The organism is Nonomuraea aurantiaca (genome assembly GCF_020215705.1).
Lineage (GTDB): Bacteria > Actinomycetota > Actinomycetes > Streptosporangiales > Streptosporangiaceae > Nonomuraea > Nonomuraea aurantiaca.
Window position 1 is genome coordinate 231,203 of sequence record NZ_JAIWNB010000001.1, and the last position, 17,006, is coordinate 248,208.

The following is a 17,006-nucleotide window of genomic DNA, read 5'->3' on the forward strand; positions in this document are numbered from 1 at the left end:
AGGCGTGCTGACGCGCGCCGACGTGCGATGCCACCTCAGTCATGGCTGCTCCAGCGGCTCAGGCTTTCGTGATCCTCATGCCGTCAGGGCTGAGCCGTCATCAATCAGATTATGCCCGGACCGTTTCCACCGCACCGGTGGCCTCTCGGGGGGCTAGGGGAACTGTCGTAGCGCCGGTGTAGAAGTGAACCCGTGACGATCCAGCTGACCTGGCCCCAGATCCTCGCCTGGCGGCTCCGCAGGCAGTTCGTGAGCGCTGCCGACGGGAGCGACGCGGTGGCGATCGCGCGCCGATTGTGCGGCGTGCAGACCCAGGTCGCCTCCTCGGCGCAGCTGGCCGTGGCCGTGCGGAGCGCCCGGCCCGACCCGGGCGGGATCGGCCGGGCGCTGTGGGAGGAGCGCACGCTGGTCAAGACGTGGATCATGCGCGGCACCCTGCACCTGCTGCCCGCCGACGAGCTGGCCGACTACTGCGCGGCGCTGGCCACGCTGCGGACCTGGGAGAAAGGCTCCTGGCAACGGGGCCACGGCGTCACGGCCGCGGAGATCGCCGCGATCATCGAGGCCGTCCCCGAAGCGCTGCGAACGTCCCGGGCAGCATCCCCCGGCCTGACCGGGGAGGTATCCCCAAGCTCCGCCCTGACCGGGGAGGTATCCCCGAGCCCGGCGCTGACACGGGAGGAGCTGGTCGAGGCCGTCGTCGAGGTCACCGGTGACGAGCACCTGCGTGCGGCGCTCACCTCGGGCTGGGGAGCCCTGCTCAAGCCGCTCGCCCGGCTCGGCGAGCTCTGCTACGGCCCGCCCCGCGACGGCAGGGTGACCTTCACCGCCCCCCGCGGCTGGCTGCCCGGCTGGCCGTCGGAGCTGCCGCCGCACGAGGAGGCCGGCGTACGGCTGGCCCGGGCCTTCCTCGGCGCGCACGGGCCGGCGACGCCCGAGATGTTCGACACCTGGCTGTTCGGGGGCGTGGCCAGGAAGGCGGTGATCAAGGGGTGGTTCCGCGACCTGGCTCCGGAGCTGACCGAGGTCGAGACCGATGACGGGCACACCCTGCTCGCCCTGACCGAGCAGCTCGACGACCTAGCCGCCACCGAGCCGTCCGAGGATGTGCACCTGTTGCCGGGCTTCGACCAGTACATCCTGGCCGCTCCCCGCACCCTCACACCGCTGCTGCCCGCCGCCGTCAAACCCAAGGTCAGCCGCCAGGCAGGCTGGATCTCGCCGGTCATCGTGCACCGTGGGCGGGTCGCGGGGGTGTGGGAGGCCAAGAACGGCCGGGTCACGACCGACCTGTTCGAGCCCGTGCCCGAAAGCCTGCTCGACGCCGCGATCTCCCGCGTCCGCCCCCTCCTCGCCCGCACCCCGCCCGAGGACTGACGGCGGGTGCGGGCTGGGAACACCGGCCGTTGGCGTGGGGTGTGGGCTTGGGATCGTTGGCTGTCGAGCCGCACTGCCTGGGCCATGGAGGCGGTAGGCGCCCAGTGCGACGTGATCACGGCGTCCCAGACCCCAAGGGGATACGCGGTCTTGAGGGGATACTTGACGGTATGTTGCGCACCTTCCGCCAAGTCGATGTCTTCACCGCCACGCCATACCAGGGCAACCCGCTCGCGGTGGTCCTCGACGGCGATGGCCTGAGCACCGAGGAGATGCAGAGGTTCGCCCACTGGACGAATCTCTCCGAAACCACCTTCGTCCTGCCCCCCACTACTCCCGGCGCCGACTACCGCGTGCGGATCTTCACCCCGACGAGCGAGCTGCCCTTCGCCGGGCACCCCACGCTGGGCACCTGCCACGCCTGGCTGGAGAACGGAGGCACGCCGAAGGAGCCGGAGACGGTCGTGCAGGAGTGCGGCGCCGGGCTGGTGACGTTGTGCAGGACGGATGGCGGACTGGCGTTCGCCGCGCCCGCGCTGCTGCGGTCGGGCCCGGTGGAAGAGCCGCTCGTCGAGCGCATCGCGGGCATGCTGGGCATCGGCCGCGACGAGATCGTCGACGCCGAGTGGGCCGACAACGGGCCCGGCTGGGTGGCGGTGCTGCTGCGGAGCGCGGACGAGGTGCTCGCGCTGCGCCCCGGGCCGATCGACATCGACCTGGGCGTGGTGGGTCCCTACCCGCCGGGGTCGCCGCTCGCGATCGAGCTGCGGGCGTTCTTCCCGGTCAACGGCAGTACGGTCGAGGATCCGGTGACGGGCAGCCTGAACGCCTCGGTCGCCCAGTGGCTACTGCGCACTGGCCGCGTCACTGCCCCCTACGTGGCGGGCCAGGGCACCGTGCTGGGCCGCGCCGGACGCGTCCACATCACCACGGGCCAGAGCCCCAAGGACGGTCAGGAGCCGGCGGTCTGGGTGGGCGGCTCCAGCGTCACGTGCGTTGTCGGCCAGGTCGAACTGTGAGGCGCACGCTGCCACCGGGCCGGAGCAAGGGCGGCGGTCAGGAACTGGTGGTTCGGGTGGGCGGGTCCGGTGTCACGTGCGTGGTCGGCCAGGTCGGAGCGTGAATCGCACGCTGTCACCGGGCCGGAGCTGGGCGGCGATCGGCAGGTCCGCCTCCCGCACCACGCCGATCACCGGGTAGCCGCCGGTCGGTGGGTGGTCGGCGAGGAAGACGATCGGCTGCCCGCTCGGCGGCACCTGCACCGCTCCCGTCACCATGCCCTCACTGGGCAGCTCACCCTCGCGCGCCCGCGTCAGTTCCCGGCCGCGCAGGCGTACGCCCACGCGGTTGCTGTCCTGGCTCACCTCGTACGGCTCGGCGCAGAGCTCGGCGAGTGCGTCTGGCGCGAACCAGTCGTCGCGCGGTCCCGGCACGATCCGCAGCACGGCAGGCGGCGGCTCCCCAGCGGGGGCCAGATCCACCGAGATCTCCACCAGGCCTCCCGAGCCGCCCACCGGGAGCACGGTCCCCTGGCGCAGCGGCGCTGGGCCGAGCCCGGACAGCGAATCCGTGGAACGGCTGCCGAGCACCGGCTCGACGGCGATCCCGCCCCGCACGGCCAGATAGGTCCGCAACCCCCATATGGGCGCCCCGAACCGCAGCTCACTCCCGGCCGGAACCCAGAACGGCACATTCATCCCGGCCCCCAGGGTGGGCGGGCGCCGGGCCCCCACGGGACCGGACGAGCGCCCGGCCTCAACGGTGACGGGCGAGCGCCCGGTCTCCACGGGAACGGTCCTTCGCCCAGTCTCGACGGGCACGGGCGAAGGCCCGGCCGCCTCGGCGTCCGTCGAAGGTTCGGGTCCCACGGTGGTGGGCGAAGGCCCGGCCTCCGGCGAAGGCCCGGATCCCCCGGTGGTGGGGGAAGGGCCGGTCAGTGGGCAGGGGGCGCCCGTGACCGCGACCCAGGCGCCCGAGTGGAACTTCAGTCGCGCCCCTCCGTACGTCAGCTCGATCCCCGCCGCCGTCTCCGGGTTGCCGACGAGCCGGTTGCCCAGCCGCAGGCTCGCCTCGTCGGCCGCGCCGGAGCGGGGTACGCCCAGGTGCGCGTAGCCGTGGCGGCCCAGGTCCTGGACGGTCGCGTAGGGGCCCGGCGCGAGTACTTCGATCATGCCGGCTCGAACCGTACGCGGGTCCCGGGCCGGAACAGTGACGGCGGGTCGGCGTCGACGTCCCAGATCCGCGTCGCCGTACGGCCCAGCAGCCGCCACCCGCCCGGCGAGGCCGTGGGGTAGATCGCGGAGTAGGGGCCGGCGATCGCCACGGAACCGGCGGGCACCGACGTGCGCGGCGTCGCCAGCCGTGGCAGATGGAGCGCCGGATCCAGCCCGGTCAGATACGCGAACCCCGGCGCGAACCCCAGCCAGCCCACCACCAGCTCCCGCCCGGTGTGCCGCGCGATCACGTCGTCCACCGACATCCCGGCCAGCTCGGCCACGGAATCGAGATCCTCCCCGTCATAGACGACAGGAATGACCACGACCTCCGGCCCGCCCCCGGACGAAACCTCGCCAGGCTTCCAATACTCGACCGATCCGGCAGGCTTCCGGGGCTCGACGGGCTCGGCAGGCCGCCGGGAATCGAGCGCGTCGCCAGGCTTCCGGGATTCGAGCACCTTGCCAGGCTCCCCGGGATCGAGCGCCTCGCCGAGCAGTTCGTCGAGCCGCGACCGCAACCGGCCCTGGTCCGCCCCAGGCGCCACCACCAGCACCGTCTCGGGCCCCGGTACGACCTCTACCACCCCTGCGGGCCGCGTGGCACGCAGCACCGCGTCGAGCCGGTGCGACACGGCCAGCGACCCCGTCTCCACGAGCAGCCCGTGCTCCCCGGCCACCCGGATCATGCGAATGCCTGCAGGACCACTCCCGCCTCCAGCAGCCCATCGCGTACGGCCTGCGCCAGCCGTACCGCGTCAGGTGTGTCGCCGTGCACGCAGATGGACCGGGCGGAGACCGCCACTGGGCTGCCGTCCACGGCGGTCACGTGCCCCTCGACGGCCATCCGCACGGCGCGGGCGGAGACCGCGGCGACATCGTGGATCACCGACCCGGGCTCGCGCCGCGAGACCAGCATCCCGGCCGCGGTGTACGCACGGTCGGCGAACGCCTCGGTGATCGTCGGCACGCCCTCGGCGGCGGCCGCCCCGTGCACTGCCGAGCCGGGCAGGGTGAGCACCGGCAGGGAGGTGTCATAGTCGGCCACGGCCTCGATCACCGCGGCGGCCTGCGCCTCGTCGCGGCAGATGCGGTTGTAGAGCGCGCCGTGCGGCTTGACGTAGGAGACCCGGCCGCCCATGGCCCGCGCGATGCCGTCGACGGCCGCGAGCTGGTAGAGCACCTCGGCGCAGAGCTCCTCCGGCTCGACGTCCATCTCCCTGCGCCCGAAGTGGGCCAGGTCGCGATAGGACACCTGCGCCCCGATCGCCACGCCCCGGTCCACGGCCGCCGCGCAGGTGCGCCTGATCGTCACCGGGTCGCCGGCGTGGAACCCGCAGGCGACGTTCGCGCTCGTGACGATGTCGAGCAGCGCCAGGTCGTCGCCCAGCCGCCAGACACCGAAGCCCTCGCCCAGATCCGCGTTGAGGTCGATCACCATGCTCCCATCATGGCGGTAGCGGCCACCTCAGCGCGACGACGGGGTCACGGACGCCCGGCCTGCGGCGAGAGGGGCGTAAACCGCGCTAGAGGGCAATGGCGGGCGATACATCGCGCGCTGGGCGGCTACCGGGCGTACATGGCACAGCAGACGGCTGGGCGGGCGTACATGGCACGCCAGACGGGTGGGCGGGCGTACGGCAGCGCTAGATCTCGTCGGGAATGTCGGCGATGTCGTCGAGGGCGGACGCGAGCTCGTCCGGGTCGCCGCCGATGCGCTCGGCGATCTCGATGAGCACGTGCAGCACGTCGTGGCGGTCGTGGCCGAGGTCGAGCAGCCGCTGGGCCGCCTCCCACAGCTGCGGCGGGTCCCCGTCCCACAGCCGCGCGGCGATCTCCTCGTGCCAGGCCAGGTGCTCCTCGTCGATGGCGCCGACGTGGTCGATCTCCAGGAGGGTGCGCCGGTCGGCCTCGTCGGCCGGGTTGAGCGCGTCCAGGTCGATGCCGCCGTGTACGCCCTGCAGGAACGGGAACGCGAAGGCCCGCCTGGCCAGCGCCGACAGGTCGCCGTCCGGCAGCAGCCGCTCCAGCAGCGGCCGGTCCAGGCCGAACGAGGTCGGATCCCGGTAGGCCTCCGGGAACTTGCCGGTCGCCTCCCACACGGCGTCCAGCGTGTCCTTGAGCCCCGTGTCGGGCAGGCCGGTACGGCGGGCGGCGAAGCGGATCCACGCCGACAGCACGTGCGGCATGGCCTCCTGCTCGGCCACGCTTAACAGCACCTTGCGCGGCAGCCAGTCGAGCAGGAACGTCTCGCACTTGGTCGGGCTCACCCGCAGCGGCCGGTTGAAGTCCTGCTCGCAGCCGTAGTCGATGATGTGGTCGGCGCACCGCGAGGCCGCCGACGGGTCCGACAGGTGCTCGGCCGCGTCGGAGGCGAGGAACTCCGCGGCCAGCATCGCCCGCCGCTCGCGGCTGTAGGGAGCCTCGATGTGCAGGGGGGCGGGGCGCTTGCGGCCCGGCGGGAGGGCCTTGAGCCGGGCGCGGGCGAAGGCGTGGTAGGCGCTGTAGCTGTCGCTGACCGGCGGCGGGGTCTTCGGCTCCCTGGTGGCCTTCATGGCCGACTCCAGCAGCGCCCTGGCCTGCTGGGGCTCGATCTCCTCGAACAGCAGCATCGGGTTGCCGGCCGCCTCGACGCGTGCCTTGTCCAGCAGCGTGTCGACCTGGGAGGAGACCCAGGCGTCGCGCGCCATGCCCGACATGTTGTGGTCTACGACCATGACCAGCGCGTGCCGGTCCTGCTCGCGTTCGATGGTCGTCCGCGCCTCGCCGGCCGCCTGCTCGTCGCGGGGTCCCTCGCTCCAGCGGTAGCCGAACGTGCAGATCACGGTGTCCTGGTCGCCGTAGGCGTCGCGGGAGACGTAGCAGCCGGTCGGCTTGACCGCGCCGACCCGCTCGGCCCAGCCGGGCCGGGCCACGCCCGACTCCATCATCGCCAGCGCCGCGCCCTCCGCCTTGGCGCCCTGGCGGGCGGTGCCGAGATAGGCCAGGCAGATGAGCAGCGTCAGTGACGCCGGAGTGCCGGCCTTGGCGGCGTAGTCGACCAGACCCTCGCCGAGCACCTGCTCGACGTCGCCGCCCCTGACGCGCCTGCCCCACCAGGCTCCGATCATGTCGGAGACCATCAGCTCGGCGTCAAGGGGGCTGCGCACGGCCAGAAGCTCGCGAGCCGCCTGCACCATCTCCTTGAACACATCGTCTGGTGGGGTGCTCTCCCGGGGATCTCGTCGGTGTCGGCGCACGCCCTCACTCTCTCGCATTCCAGGCCGAAACGGTGCGTAGAACGCGGCCTGGTGACCCCGATGTTATCGGGGAGTCCGGGGCGGCGGTGCGGAGTTCACGATCGCCAGCAGATGTTCGCGGGCGATGCGTTCGATGACATCGGGTGTCGGAGAGATGCCGAGGTGCTGCGCGCAGGCGCAGACGTCGGACACACAGCGGTCGATGGTGTCCACGGGTATGGTCAGGAACTCTTCGGCCAGCCTGAGACTGACCGGCTCCCTGAGGAAGCGTGTGGCCAGAGCGAGCATAGATGTGAGATTCCTCTGGAGCCCCAGGGGCAAACCCCCAGGGAATGGATGCAGGGCGACTTGCGCTCCCATTTCATCTTTTCTCGGCTGAGTGTCAAGCCTCCACAACGCTTGTGTTCGCTTCTCCGGAACCGCATTCGTGCGAAGCTGTTCCCATGCGCATCCAGCTCGCCCAGCGGACGGAGGCCGACGATCTCCTCGGCCGAAGTCCGCTCGCCCTGCTCGTCGGCATGCTGCTCGATCAGCAGATCCCGATGGAATGGGCGTTCACGGGGCCTCACACCATCTCCGAACGCCTCGGGCACGACCTCACCGCGGAGGAGATCGCGGCTCGCGACCCCGAGGAGTTCGCCGCGCTGCTGGCCGTCAAACCGGCCGTGCACCGCTACCCCAGGGCGATGGCGGACCGGGTCCAGCAGCTGGCCGCCTACCTCGTGGAGCACTACGACGGCAATCCCGAGCGGGTCTGGAGTGACGTGGCCGACGGCAAAGAGTTGCTCAACCGGCTCCAGGGACTTCCCGGCTTCGGCAAGCAGAAGGCTCAGATATTTTTGGCATTGCTCGGCAAGCAAATGGGGGTTCAACCGCCAGGATGGCGCGAGGCGGCCGGACCCTATGGCGAGGAGGGGTCGTTGCGTTCGGTAGCGGATGTGGTCGACGCCGACACACTGGGTCGCGTTCGGGCCGCCAAGCAGGAGGCCAAGCGCGCGGCCAAGGCCAAGTAGCCTGATCTTGCTGCGCAACGTGGAGCGATTTTGACAGGATGCGTTGACCGTATGGCGGCCGGGGCTTCCGTCCGCGCCTGCCCATCGCCGATGATGTACTGCAGAATCCGGTCGCCCGGAGCTGCGCTACGCCGATACACAGTTATGGAGATGTGCCGCGTGGGAGACCCTGGCACGCGACGGAGGTGCCGACCATGAGCGCCGAGACCTCCGTTCCCCGTCCCCGGGAGTCGGATGTGGACATCTCAGACTCCGCCCTCTTCAAGGGCATGCTGTCGGAGGCGGAGTTCGCCTTCGCGTTCTTCGACGCCGCGGGCCACGTACAACTGGTCAACGACGTGTTCACCGAGGTCGTCGGCGTACCCGCCGAGCGGCTCGTCGGCCGCGCGCCCGCCGAGACGCTGACGGCCGACCTCAGCCAGCTCATCACCCATGCGGTCCAGGCCGTCACCGAGAGCGACTCCCCGGTCACCGAGAGCCGCGTACGCGTGCGCTCGTCCGAGGGGGAGACCAGGCACTGGTCGCTGTCGTTCTCGCCGGTGCACGACGACGCGGGCGAGTTGCGGGCGATCGCGCTCATCGGCCTCGACGTGACCGAGAGCCGCCAGATCGAAGAGGACCTGCGGCGCAGCGAGGAGCGTTACCGCTCGCTGGTCGAGGCGCAGTCGCAGCTCGTCTGGATCACCTCGCCGACCGGCACGGTGGTCGAGGACGCGCCGCAGTGGCGCGCCATCACCGGCCAGGGGCTGGAGGAATACCTCGCCCTGGGCTGGCTGGAGGCCGTGCACCCGGAGGAGCGCCAGCAGACCGAGGAAGCCTGGAAGGAGGCGCTGCGCGGCCGCACCATGTTCGAGTGGAACTACCGCGTGCGCACCCGGGCCAGCGGTTACCGCCACTTCGAGGTGCGGGCCGTACCCATCATCAGGCACGGCAGGGTCGTCGAGTGGGTCGGCGCCAACACCGACGTGACGCCGCAGCGCGAGGCCGAGGAGATGCGCGGCAGGCTGACCGACCAGCTCGGCGCCGCGGCCCTGCGCACCGCGCGGCTGCAGGGCACCACCGCCCAGCTGGCCGAGGCGCTCACCGTCGAGCAGGTGGTGCAGGTCATCATCGACGTCGGCCGCACCGCCCTGGCCGCCGACCGTTCCGCGGTCGCGCTGCTGGACCCCGACCGCGCCGCGCTCAAGCTGATCAACGGCGAGGGCGTCCCCGAGGCGTCCGACACGCTCGGTGAGGAGATCCCGCTCTCCTCCTCCAGCGTGATGACGATGGCGGTCAACAGCCGCCGTCCGGTCTTCGCCGAGTCGCCCGACAGGCTGAAGTCCCAGCTTCTCGAAGCCGGTGGCGACGAGCAGGTGCTGACCAATTATCTCACGCACAGTGACGAGCGGGCCTGGGTCGGCCTGCCGTTGCTGGCGGCCGGTCGGGCGCTGGGCGCGCTGCGTTTCTCGTTCACCAGGCCGCAGAAGATCTCTCAGGAGGACGGCGTCTTCCTGGAGGCGCTCGCCGGGCAGTGCGCGCTCGCCGTGGAGCGGGCCACGCTGTTCGAGCGCGAGCACCGCACCGCCGAGACGCTCCAGCGCAGCCTGCTGCCCGACCGCCTGCCGGTGGTCAAGGGCCTGGTGCTGGCCCAGCGGTTCCGCTCGGGCAGCCGTCACGTGCAGGTCGGCGGCGACTGGTACGACGCGTTCGTGCTGCAGGACGGCCGGGTCGCGGCGGTCGTGGGCGACGTCATGGGCAAGGGCGTCAAGGCCGCGGCGGGCATGGGCCGCATCCGCAACGCCATGCGCGCCCTGGCGCTGACCAACCCGCCGCCCGCGGCCGTGCTCACCGGTCTCGACCGGGTCTTCGACGCCACCGAGGAGGAAGAGCAGGTCACGACCCTCGCCTACATGGTGGTCGAGCCCGTCACCGGCGAGGGCACGCTGGCCCTGGCGGGCCATCCGCCGCCCGTCCTGGTCTCCCCGCAGGGCACCGCGGTCCTGGGCGACGTGGAGCCGGGCACGCCGCTGGGCTGGCCGACCAGCCGCCGGCAGTTCCGGTTCGTGGTGCCGCCGGGTCACACCGCCGTGCTCTACTCAGACGGCTTGGTGGAGAACCGGAAACGCGGTTTGGACGCAGGACTCGCAGAGCTTTGCAGTGTTGTGACCGAAGCGCCGCCTGAGGTGGTCAGTAGTCCGCACATGTTGCTGGATTTCCTGGTTGACCGGATGTTGTCTGGATATGAACAGGATGATGACGTTACCGCCCTGGCTATCCACGTGCCGCCCGCCACGAAGAGTGACTGAATGAATCAGTCATAAGGGTTGCTTTCGGGTATCAGTGCCGCGCTTACGTACGCACTACTGTCCGGGTCGGCCTAGGGTGGAGGTCAACCGCCGGGAGGTGGCCGTATGGAGTGCGTGGTCGTGCCAGAATGCTGGACAGGTCCGTCGCGATCCGCACGGCCGCACCGTTCTCCGAGAGAGGCAACAGCCCCCCAGCGGGTATCTGGGTCCATAGTCGCCACGCGTTCGTTCGAGAGGTGTTCGTGTCGCCTGCAAGTTCGACTCGCTCGAAGCCACAAGAGCTGAACGAGCCCGTCATTCAGCGACTGCTCGAGCGTGGGCGCTCGCAGGGTTTCCTCGAGTCTGAGGATGTCCGTCAGGCCTTCGAGGAGGCGGACATCCCCATGTCTCACGCCGCCGCATTTTTGCGGAACCTCAGTAAAGAGGGCGTGACCGTGGTGGTGACCGCCGCGGATTCGGCTGCGCCGAAAAAGTCTCGTGGTCCAGCAAAGCGCCGTACCGCTGCCCCCGTCAAGACCAAGGCCGCAGCGGCCGCCAAAGAGCAGCAGCCTGAGACCGTGACCGCGGTCGTGGGCGCCGTTGAAGCCGAGCCCGCCCCCAAGAAGGCGGCTCCCGCCAAGAAGGCCGCTCCGGCGGCGAAGAAGGCGGCCGTGCCCGCCAAGAAGGCCAAGCCAGACAGCGCTGGGCCTGCCGAGACCAAGCCGAAGAGCCCCGAGGGCGTCGACGACGACGAGGACATCGAGATCGAGGCGGATGTCGACCTCGAGGACCTCGAAGACATCGTGGTCGATGACGAGGAGATCGTCGCCGCGGACGACTCCGAGACCGAGGGCGACTCCGACGACGACACCGAGGACGAGCCCAAGGCCGCCGACGTGGCAGCCGTCGCCGCCACGGAGAAGACCGAGGACGAAGTCCTCATCCTCTCCGACGACGATGATGACGCGCCGGTCGCGCAGGTGGCCGCCGCCGGTGCCACCGCCGACCCGGTCAAGGACTACCTCAAGCAGATCGGCAAGGTCCCCCTGCTCAACGCCGAGCAGGAGGTCGAGCTGGCCAAGCGCATCGAGGCGGGACTGTTCGCCGAGGAGCAGCTGGGCGGCGGCGAGACCGAGGGTCTGCCGGTCGACGTCCGGGCCGAGCTCGAGTGGATCGCCGAGGACGGCCGCCGGGCCAAGAACCACCTGCTGGAGGCCAACCTCCGTCTGGTGGTCTCGCTGGCCAAGCGCTACACCGGGCGCGGCATGCTGTTCCTGGACCTGATCCAGGAGGGCAACCTCGGCCTGATCCGCGCGGTCGAGAAGTTCGACTACACCAAGGGCTACAAGTTCTCCACCTACGCCACGTGGTGGATCCGGCAGGCGATCACCCGGGCCATGGCCGACCAGGCGCGGACCATCCGCATCCCGGTCCACATGGTCGAAGTGATCAACAAGCTGGCCCGGGTTCAGCGGCAGATGCTGCAGGACCTCGGCCGCGAGCCCACGCCGGAAGAGCTGGCCCGCGAGCTGGACATGACCCCCGAGAAGGTGGTCGAGGTCCAGAAATACGGTCGCGAGCCCATCTCGCTCCACACCCCCCTCGGTGAGGAGGGCGACAGCGAGTTCGGTGACCTCATCGAGGACTCCGAGGCCATCGTGCCGGCCGACGCCGTCAGCTTCACGCTGCTCCAGGAGCAGCTGCACTCCGTTCTCGACACCTTGTCGGAGCGGGAAGCGGGCGTCGTGTCGATGCGGTTCGGCCTCACGGACGGGCAGCCGAAGACACTTGACGAGATCGGCAAGGTCTACGGGGTGACGCGTGAGCGCATCCGGCAGATCGAGTCGAAGACGATGTCCAAGCTGCGTCACCCGTCCCGGTCCCAGGTGCTCCGCGACTACCTGGACTAACGGAAGATCGTTTCACCCCTGGCCCCGCACAGCTCCGGCTGTGCGGGGCCAGGTGCTTTCATGCCCCTTTGCTGAGGCGTTCCGCCTGGGCGCGGCCGACGGCGCCGGCCCGGCGCAGGTAGTCGGCGATCACGGCCAGCTCCGCGTCCGAGTAGGTCTCCATCACCTCGGCGAACGCCTTGCCCGGCGTCTCCCAGGCAGCACCGATCCTGGCCTCGGCCGTGGGAGCGAGGGCGACCAGCGCTCGCCTGCGGTCCGCCGGATCGGTGTGCCGTACGACGAGGCCGGCCTTCTCCAGCCGGTCCACCAGGCGGGTGGCGGAGCCGGGCGTCAGGCCCGTCAGGCGGGCGATCTCCCCGGTGCTCACCGGTCCGGCCTCCAGATCCAGCAGTGCCACGCACTGCAGGTCTGTCGGGTGAATGCCCAGATGGTCGGCCAGCGCCTGATTGAACAGCACATATGCCGCATAGTGCCGCTGGCTCTCGTCGATGATCCGCTTCAGCGTTTCCGCTCGGTTTGACACCAGGTTGCTCCATACCTCATATTTATGTGCGCCACACAATCTTTGTGTGGCGCACTCTTTGTGTCACGTACGTATTCTATCGAGGGGATCCCCATGTCCGCACTCATCCGCGCCTCACCCGTCCAGGCTGACCGGCGGTGGGCCGTCCTGGGCGTCATCATCGCCGCCGCCGTCCTGGACCTGCTCGACGCGACGATCACCAACGTCGCCGCCCCCACCATCGCGGCCGACCTCGGTGGGGGAGCGGCCCTCATCCAGTGGCTCGGCGCCGCGTACGCGCTGGCGCTCGGGGTCCTGCTGGTGGTCGGCGGGCGGCTCGGCGACCGGTACGGCCGTCGCCGCCTCTTCCTTCTCGGCCTCACCGGTTTCACGCTCGCGTCCGTCGCCTGCGGGCTGGCGGTCGGCCCTGGTGCGCTCATCGGTGCCCGGCTGGTGCAGGGCGGGTTCGGGGCGCTGATGATCCCCCAGGGCTTCGGCATTCTCGGGGCCGTCTTTCCCCGCGATCAGCTCGGCAAGGCCTTCAGTGTGTTCGCGCCCGCACTTGGCGTCTCTTCGGTCGGAGGGCCGGTGGTGGCGGGCTTTCTGATCGAGGCCGATCTGTTCGGGCTGGGGTGGCGCGCGATGTTCCTGATCAACATCGTGCTCGGGGGCGCCGCGCTCGTCGCCGCCGCCCGGCTCCTGCCCGCCGACGCTCCCGGCGACCGGGATCGCTCCGGGGGATCCGCGGTGGACACTGTCGGTGCCGGACTGCTGGCGGTGACCATGGTGGGCCTCCTGTACGGCCTGATCGACGGCTCGGCCCACGGGTGGACGCTCGTCCCGATCCTGTGCCTGGCCGGTGGGCTGGTGTTCTTCGGCCTGTTCTGCGTACGCCAGCGCACCGCCACAAACCCGCTGATCGAGCCGTCGCTCCTGCGTAACCGCGGCTTCACCGCCGGCCTGGTCCTGGGCACGGTCTTCTTCGCGGCCGTGTCCGGCCTCCTCTACGTGCTCGTGCTGTTCATGCAGTACGGCCTGCGCTTCACGCCCGTGCAGGCGGCGCTCGGCCTGGCCCCGGTGGCGGTGGGCATCGTCATCGCCTCGGTGGCCTGCCACCGGCTCATCGACCGGCTCGGCCGCACGCTGATCACCATCGGCCTGACCATCGCGCTGATCGGCACCAGCTGGCTGCTGGCCGTGGTCTCCGGAGCCGTGGACGGCGCCTGGGCGCTCGTCCTCGCGGCGCTGGTCATCGGGCTGGGCATGGGCACCTGCTTCGGCACCGTCTATGACGTCACCATGGGCGACATCGACCCGCGCGAGGCCGGTAGCGCCAGCGGGTCGCTCTCCGCGGTCCAGCAGCTGGCCAACGCCATCGGCGCCGCCGCCGTGACCACTGTCTACTTCCGTACCGGCGACCAGACGGAGGCCGCGACCGGCAGCCTGCTCGTCGTGGTCGTCGCCGTTATCGCCTGCTGCGGCCTGGTGCGGCTCCTGCCGCGCAAGGCCCGACCGCGCCGCCACTGAATGGGCGCGCTGTCCGGAGCTCAGCCGCACCATCGCTGAGCAGCCTGCACAAGATCATCAAACACAGAGACATCGCCAGAAAGGCATATCCCGATATGACCACCCTTGTTACCGGCGCTCGCGGCGCCGTCGCCACCGAGCTCATCGCCATCCTCCGCCGGCGCGGTCTGCCCGTCCGCCCGGCCTCCCGCCAGCCCGGCGAGCCGTCGATCACCAGGTGCGACCTCGGCGACCCCGAGACGTTCCCCGCCGCCCTGGCCGGCGTCACCTCGGTCTTCCTGTACGCCGAGCCGGCGCACATCGACACCTTCGTCAAGGAGGCGACCGCGGCCGGAGTCGAGCACATCGTGCTCCTGTCGTCCTCCTCCGTACTCGGCCCGAACCCCGAGGCCAGCCCCCTGGCCAAGTCCCACCTGGACGTGGAGCGGGCCCTGACCGCCGCGCCCGTCCGAAGCACGCTGCTGCGTCCGGGCTCGTTCGCCGGCAACGCGCTGGCCTGGTCCTGGCCCGTCAAGGCCGGTGAGCCGGTGAGCCTGCCGTACCCCGACTCGCACAACGACTCCATCCACGAGGCCGACATCGCCGAGGCGGCCGCCGCCGTGCTCACCGACCCGGCCCTGGGCGGCCGGCCGTACCTGCTGACCGGGCCTGAATCGATCACCTTCGCCGAGCAGATCGGCATCCTCGGCCGGGCGACCGGCAGGGACATCACCATCAGGAACGTCACGCGGGAAGAGTGGAAGGCGGAGATGGCGGACTACATCCCCGAGTCGTTCGCCGAGCCGTTGCTGGACTGGTGGCAGTCGAACGACGGCGTGCCGGTCGAGATCACCACGGATGTCGAGCGGTTGGTCGGACACCCCGGCCGCACGTTCGCGACCTGGGTGGCGGATCACCTGGGTGACTTCACAGGCTGACGTCGATGGTCCAGGAACGGTTGGGGCGGGCGGGTTCGATCAGGTTCACCGCGTAGCCGTGACCGGTGAGGTGTGCGGCCAGCTCGCCGGGTGTGGCGGGGTCCGCCCCGGTCTCCAGCAGGGTGCGGGCGATCTCGCCCCGGGTCGCCTTCGCCATGTGGCTGACCACCTTGCCATCGCGGAACACCCGTACCGCCACAGACCGTTCCCCGGGCTGCCAGGCTCCCGCGTAGGTGGCCGAACGCAGGTCGACCACCAGCCCGTCCAGGCGCTCCAGCTCCTTGGACACCGCGGGCCGCCAGAACGCGGCCAGCCCGCCGAGCACCGGCAGGGTCACCCCCATAGACAGCCGGTACGGCGGGACGCGGTCGATGATCCGCAGCACGCCCCAGAGGCCGGAGAAGATGAGCACGGACTCCTCGGCGCGCTTCCTGGCCTCGTCCGTCAGGGTGCCGAGACCGAGCTTCTCGTACAGGACACCGGTATAGAGATCGGCCGCCGGGAGGGCCGGAGCGGTTTGGAGCTCCAGGTTTTTGGCCAGTTCGCCCGCCAGGCCGGGCGACAGGCCGAGGACGTCAAGGGCGTCGCGCCGTCTGGACGCTCTCATGAGCGCGGTCAGTACGCGCTTGCGCGGTCTGTCCAGGGCGGGGAACGAAAGATCTCCTAGGGGAGCACCGCTGCCCTCCCCGGCCTTCCCCTCCGAGGGCGGCAACAAAATCAGCACGCCACAGCATAGTCAATGCCCACCACCCGCCGCTCGTGCCTGGGCCGGAATGCGGCCGCTGAGGTTTGGCCGCTTCGCGGGAGGTCTGCGCTGGTTGGGTAGGGTGCGCGAGTGGATTTCGACTTGCTGGTACATGAGGCCTGGCCTGCCTATGAGCAGCGGACGTACGACGGCTGGATCCTCCGCTACGCCGGAGGCGTGACCAAGCGGGCGAACTCCGTGCTCCCCCTGGGACGGCCCGCCGATCTCACTGGCGCGATCGAGGCCGCAGAGGCGTTCTATGCCGAGAAGGGGCAGCGGAGCGTGTTCTCCGTGGGGGTGGGGGCCATGCCGGGGCTCGATGACGAGCTGTCGGCTCGGGGATATGAGACCGTCGACCCGACCGTGATCATGGTCGGCGGCGGCGTGTCCCAGGCCGTCCATCCGGTGCGGGTAGAGGAGCGGCCCTGGCAGGGGTGGCTGGAGACCTGGTGGGCCGTGGACGGGCGCTACGCCGAGGGTGTCGAGGTGGCCGAGCGGATCTGCCGAGGGGTGCCTGCCCTGTACGCCGCGGTCGAGGAGGGCGGTCAGGCCGTGGCCGTCGGCCGAGGTGTGCCGCAGGGGGAGACGATCGGGATCTACTGCATGGCCACGTTGCCCCAGGCTCGCCGCCGTGGGCTGGCCAGGAGCGTGTTGCGCGCTCTCGTACGGCGTAGTGGGGCGCGGTCAGCCTATCTGGTGACCACGGCGCCCAACGAGGCTGCTCAGGCCCTGTATCGAAGCGAGGGCTTCGAGGTGCGCGCCCGCTATCACTACCGGGTGAGATGAGCCCGGCTGAGACATGACGAAACGGCGGTCCCGGGCCTGCCGGGATCGCCGTTCCGCTTCGTGCAATATGTTGTTATCTCATCACGACCAGCGCAGGTCAGCGCTCGTCGTTGGGGGCCACTGTTGGGGTTTCGCTGAGCCGAGCAGACTCGTCCAGGATGTCGGCGCCCTTCTCGCGAAGCGCTGCAATGTGCTGACGCCCATGATGAGCGCAGAACAACAGCTCCCCACCCACAGGCAGGGTCGCGCGAATGTAGGCCTGGGCGCCGCAACGGTCGCAACGGTCGAGGGCCGTCAGCGGCTTAACGGGGGCGAGAGCTCCAGTCACGTATCGCCTTTCGGGTCACCCCCGCCGAAGCGAGGATCTGGCGTCAGTCACTTGGACAACATCTAACCGGACGCGGACGTTCCCAATCACTGCCCGGCTACGCCGAGAGCAGAATGTGGCCGGAAGTGATGGAGAGCCGTCGCCTGGTAACACCAAACGTGCCGTCATGGCAAGCTTGTACG

16 protein-coding genes are annotated in these 17,006 nt (G+C 70.4%); 8 read left to right on the top strand and 8 right to left on the bottom strand.

The window, feature by feature from the left end; genetic code table 11:
* The first annotated feature begins 192 nt into the window (after positions 1 to 192).
* Positions 193 to 1,377 (top strand): DNA glycosylase AlkZ-like family protein, encoded by a 1,185-nt coding sequence (locus LDL49_RS01115; protein WP_225288953.1) that lies wholly within the window; start codon positions 193 to 195, stop codon positions 1,375 to 1,377.
* A 170-nt stretch (positions 1,378 to 1,547) separates the two neighbouring features.
* Complete coding sequence (locus LDL49_RS01120) at positions 1,548 to 2,396, top strand: PhzF family phenazine biosynthesis protein (protein ID WP_225288954.1); 849 nt, start codon at positions 1,548 to 1,550, stop codon at positions 2,394 to 2,396.
* 72 nt (positions 2,397 to 2,468) lie between these two features.
* Here the strand turns inward: LDL49_RS01120 and LDL49_RS01125 are convergent, their stop codons facing one another.
* From LDL49_RS01125 to LDL49_RS01145, 5 genes are all read right to left on the bottom strand, one after another.
* On the bottom strand, positions 2,469 to 3,548 hold the full coding sequence (locus tag LDL49_RS01125) for a 5-oxoprolinase subunit C family protein (RefSeq protein WP_225288955.1): 1,080 nt from the start codon (positions 3,546 to 3,548) through the stop codon (positions 2,469 to 2,471).
* Positions 3,545 to 4,279: a 5-oxoprolinase subunit B family protein gene (locus LDL49_RS01130; RefSeq protein WP_225288956.1), complete on the bottom strand. Its 735-nt coding sequence runs from the start codon at positions 4,277 to 4,279 to the stop codon at positions 3,545 to 3,547. Before LDL49_RS01130 ends, LDL49_RS01125 begins: the two co-directional genes overlap by 4 nt.
* Complete coding sequence (locus tag LDL49_RS01135) at positions 4,276 to 5,031, bottom strand: LamB/YcsF family protein (protein WP_225288957.1); 756 nt, start codon at positions 5,029 to 5,031, stop codon at positions 4,276 to 4,278. The genes LDL49_RS01130 and LDL49_RS01135 overlap by 4 nt, the downstream gene beginning before the upstream one ends.
* Before the next feature lie 205 nt (positions 5,032 to 5,236).
* The gene (locus tag LDL49_RS01140) at positions 5,237 to 6,769 is read right to left on the bottom strand and encodes a hypothetical protein (RefSeq protein WP_225288958.1); all 1,533 of its coding nucleotides are present in this window, start codon (positions 6,767 to 6,769) and stop codon (positions 5,237 to 5,239) included.
* 123 nt (positions 6,770 to 6,892) lie between these two features.
* Positions 6,893 to 7,117 (bottom strand): hypothetical protein, encoded by a 225-nt coding sequence (locus LDL49_RS01145; RefSeq protein WP_225288959.1) that lies wholly within the window; start codon positions 7,115 to 7,117, stop codon positions 6,893 to 6,895.
* Positions 7,118 to 7,272: 155 nt separating this feature from the next.
* Between LDL49_RS01145 and LDL49_RS01150 the strand changes: the two genes are divergently transcribed.
* The 3 genes from LDL49_RS01150 to LDL49_RS01160 all read left to right on the top strand — a co-directional run bounded on the left by LDL49_RS01150 (position 7,273) and on the right by LDL49_RS01160 (position 12,019).
* Complete coding sequence (locus LDL49_RS01150) at positions 7,273 to 7,842, top strand: HhH-GPD-type base excision DNA repair protein (RefSeq protein WP_225288960.1); 570 nt, start codon at positions 7,273 to 7,275, stop codon at positions 7,840 to 7,842.
* A gap of 194 nt (positions 7,843 to 8,036) precedes the next feature.
* A complete protein-coding gene (locus tag LDL49_RS01155) occupies positions 8,037 to 10,130 on the top strand; it encodes a SpoIIE family protein phosphatase (protein WP_225288961.1) in 2,094 nt (697 codons plus the stop codon).
* A gap of 242 nt (positions 10,131 to 10,372) precedes the next feature.
* On the top strand, positions 10,373 to 12,019 hold the full coding sequence (locus LDL49_RS01160) for an RNA polymerase sigma factor (RefSeq protein WP_225288962.1): 1,647 nt from the start codon (positions 10,373 to 10,375) through the stop codon (positions 12,017 to 12,019).
* Between the two features lie 58 nt (positions 12,020 to 12,077).
* Here LDL49_RS01160 and LDL49_RS01165 read toward each other — a convergent pair whose 3' ends face one another.
* Entirely contained in the window at positions 12,078 to 12,542 is a 465-nt protein-coding gene (locus tag LDL49_RS01165; protein ID WP_225288963.1) for a MarR family winged helix-turn-helix transcriptional regulator, read from the bottom strand.
* A gap of 93 nt (positions 12,543 to 12,635) precedes the next feature.
* Here LDL49_RS01165 and LDL49_RS01170 point away from each other — a divergent pair, with 93 nt between their 5' ends.
* Positions 12,636 to 14,048 (top strand): MFS transporter, encoded by a 1,413-nt coding sequence (locus LDL49_RS01170; protein ID WP_225288964.1) that lies wholly within the window; start codon positions 12,636 to 12,638, stop codon positions 14,046 to 14,048.
* Positions 14,049 to 14,143: 95 nt separating this feature from the next.
* The gene (locus tag LDL49_RS01175; RefSeq protein ID WP_225288965.1) at positions 14,144 to 14,965 is read left to right on the top strand and encodes an NAD(P)H-binding protein; all 822 of its coding nucleotides are present in this window, start codon (positions 14,144 to 14,146) and stop codon (positions 14,963 to 14,965) included.
* Here the strand turns inward: LDL49_RS01175 and LDL49_RS01180 are convergent.
* Complete coding sequence (locus LDL49_RS01180) at positions 14,955 to 15,689, bottom strand: YaaA family protein (RefSeq protein WP_225288966.1); 735 nt, start codon at positions 15,687 to 15,689, stop codon at positions 14,955 to 14,957. The genes LDL49_RS01175 and LDL49_RS01180 overlap by 11 nt on opposite strands.
* Positions 15,690 to 15,812: 123 nt before the next feature.
* On the opposite strand from LDL49_RS01180, the gene LDL49_RS01185 reads away from it, so the two are divergent.
* Complete coding sequence (locus LDL49_RS01185; RefSeq protein WP_225288967.1) at positions 15,813 to 16,496, top strand: GNAT family N-acetyltransferase; 684 nt, start codon at positions 15,813 to 15,815, stop codon at positions 16,494 to 16,496.
* Between the two features lie 97 nt (positions 16,497 to 16,593).
* Here LDL49_RS01185 and LDL49_RS01190 read toward each other — a convergent pair whose 3' ends face one another.
* The gene (locus LDL49_RS01190) at positions 16,594 to 16,824 is read right to left on the bottom strand and encodes a DUF7455 domain-containing protein (protein ID WP_132342023.1); all 231 of its coding nucleotides are present in this window, start codon (positions 16,822 to 16,824) and stop codon (positions 16,594 to 16,596) included.
* Positions 16,825 to 17,006 lie beyond the last annotated feature (182 nt).

Bases quoted from the DNA above. Each gene is read 5' to 3' on its own strand.
- LDL49_RS01120 (WP_225288954.1), top strand. From the start codon at position 1,548: ATGTTGCGCACCTTCCGCCAAGTCGATGTCTTCACCGCCACGCCATAC.
- LDL49_RS01125 (WP_225288955.1), bottom strand. From the start codon at position 3,548: ATGATCGAAGTACTCGCGCCGGGCCCCTACGCGACCGTCCAGGACCTG.
- LDL49_RS01130 (WP_225288956.1), bottom strand. From the start codon at position 4,279: ATGATCCGGGTGGCCGGGGAGCACGGGCTGCTCGTGGAGACGGGGTCG.
- LDL49_RS01135 (WP_225288957.1), bottom strand. From the start codon at position 5,031: ATGGTGATCGACCTCAACGCGGATCTGGGCGAGGGCTTCGGTGTCTGG.
- LDL49_RS01140 (WP_225288958.1), bottom strand. From the start codon at position 6,769: ATGGTGCAGGCGGCTCGCGAGCTTCTGGCCGTGCGCAGCCCCCTTGAC.
- LDL49_RS01145 (WP_225288959.1), bottom strand. From the start codon at position 7,117: ATGCTCGCTCTGGCCACACGCTTCCTCAGGGAGCCGGTCAGTCTCAGG.
- LDL49_RS01150 (WP_225288960.1), top strand. From the start codon at position 7,273: ATGCGCATCCAGCTCGCCCAGCGGACGGAGGCCGACGATCTCCTCGGC.
- LDL49_RS01155 (WP_225288961.1), top strand. From the start codon at position 8,037: ATGAGCGCCGAGACCTCCGTTCCCCGTCCCCGGGAGTCGGATGTGGAC.
- LDL49_RS01170 (WP_225288964.1), top strand. From the start codon at position 12,636: ATGTCCGCACTCATCCGCGCCTCACCCGTCCAGGCTGACCGGCGGTGG.
- LDL49_RS01175 (WP_225288965.1), top strand. From the start codon at position 14,144: ATGACCACCCTTGTTACCGGCGCTCGCGGCGCCGTCGCCACCGAGCTC.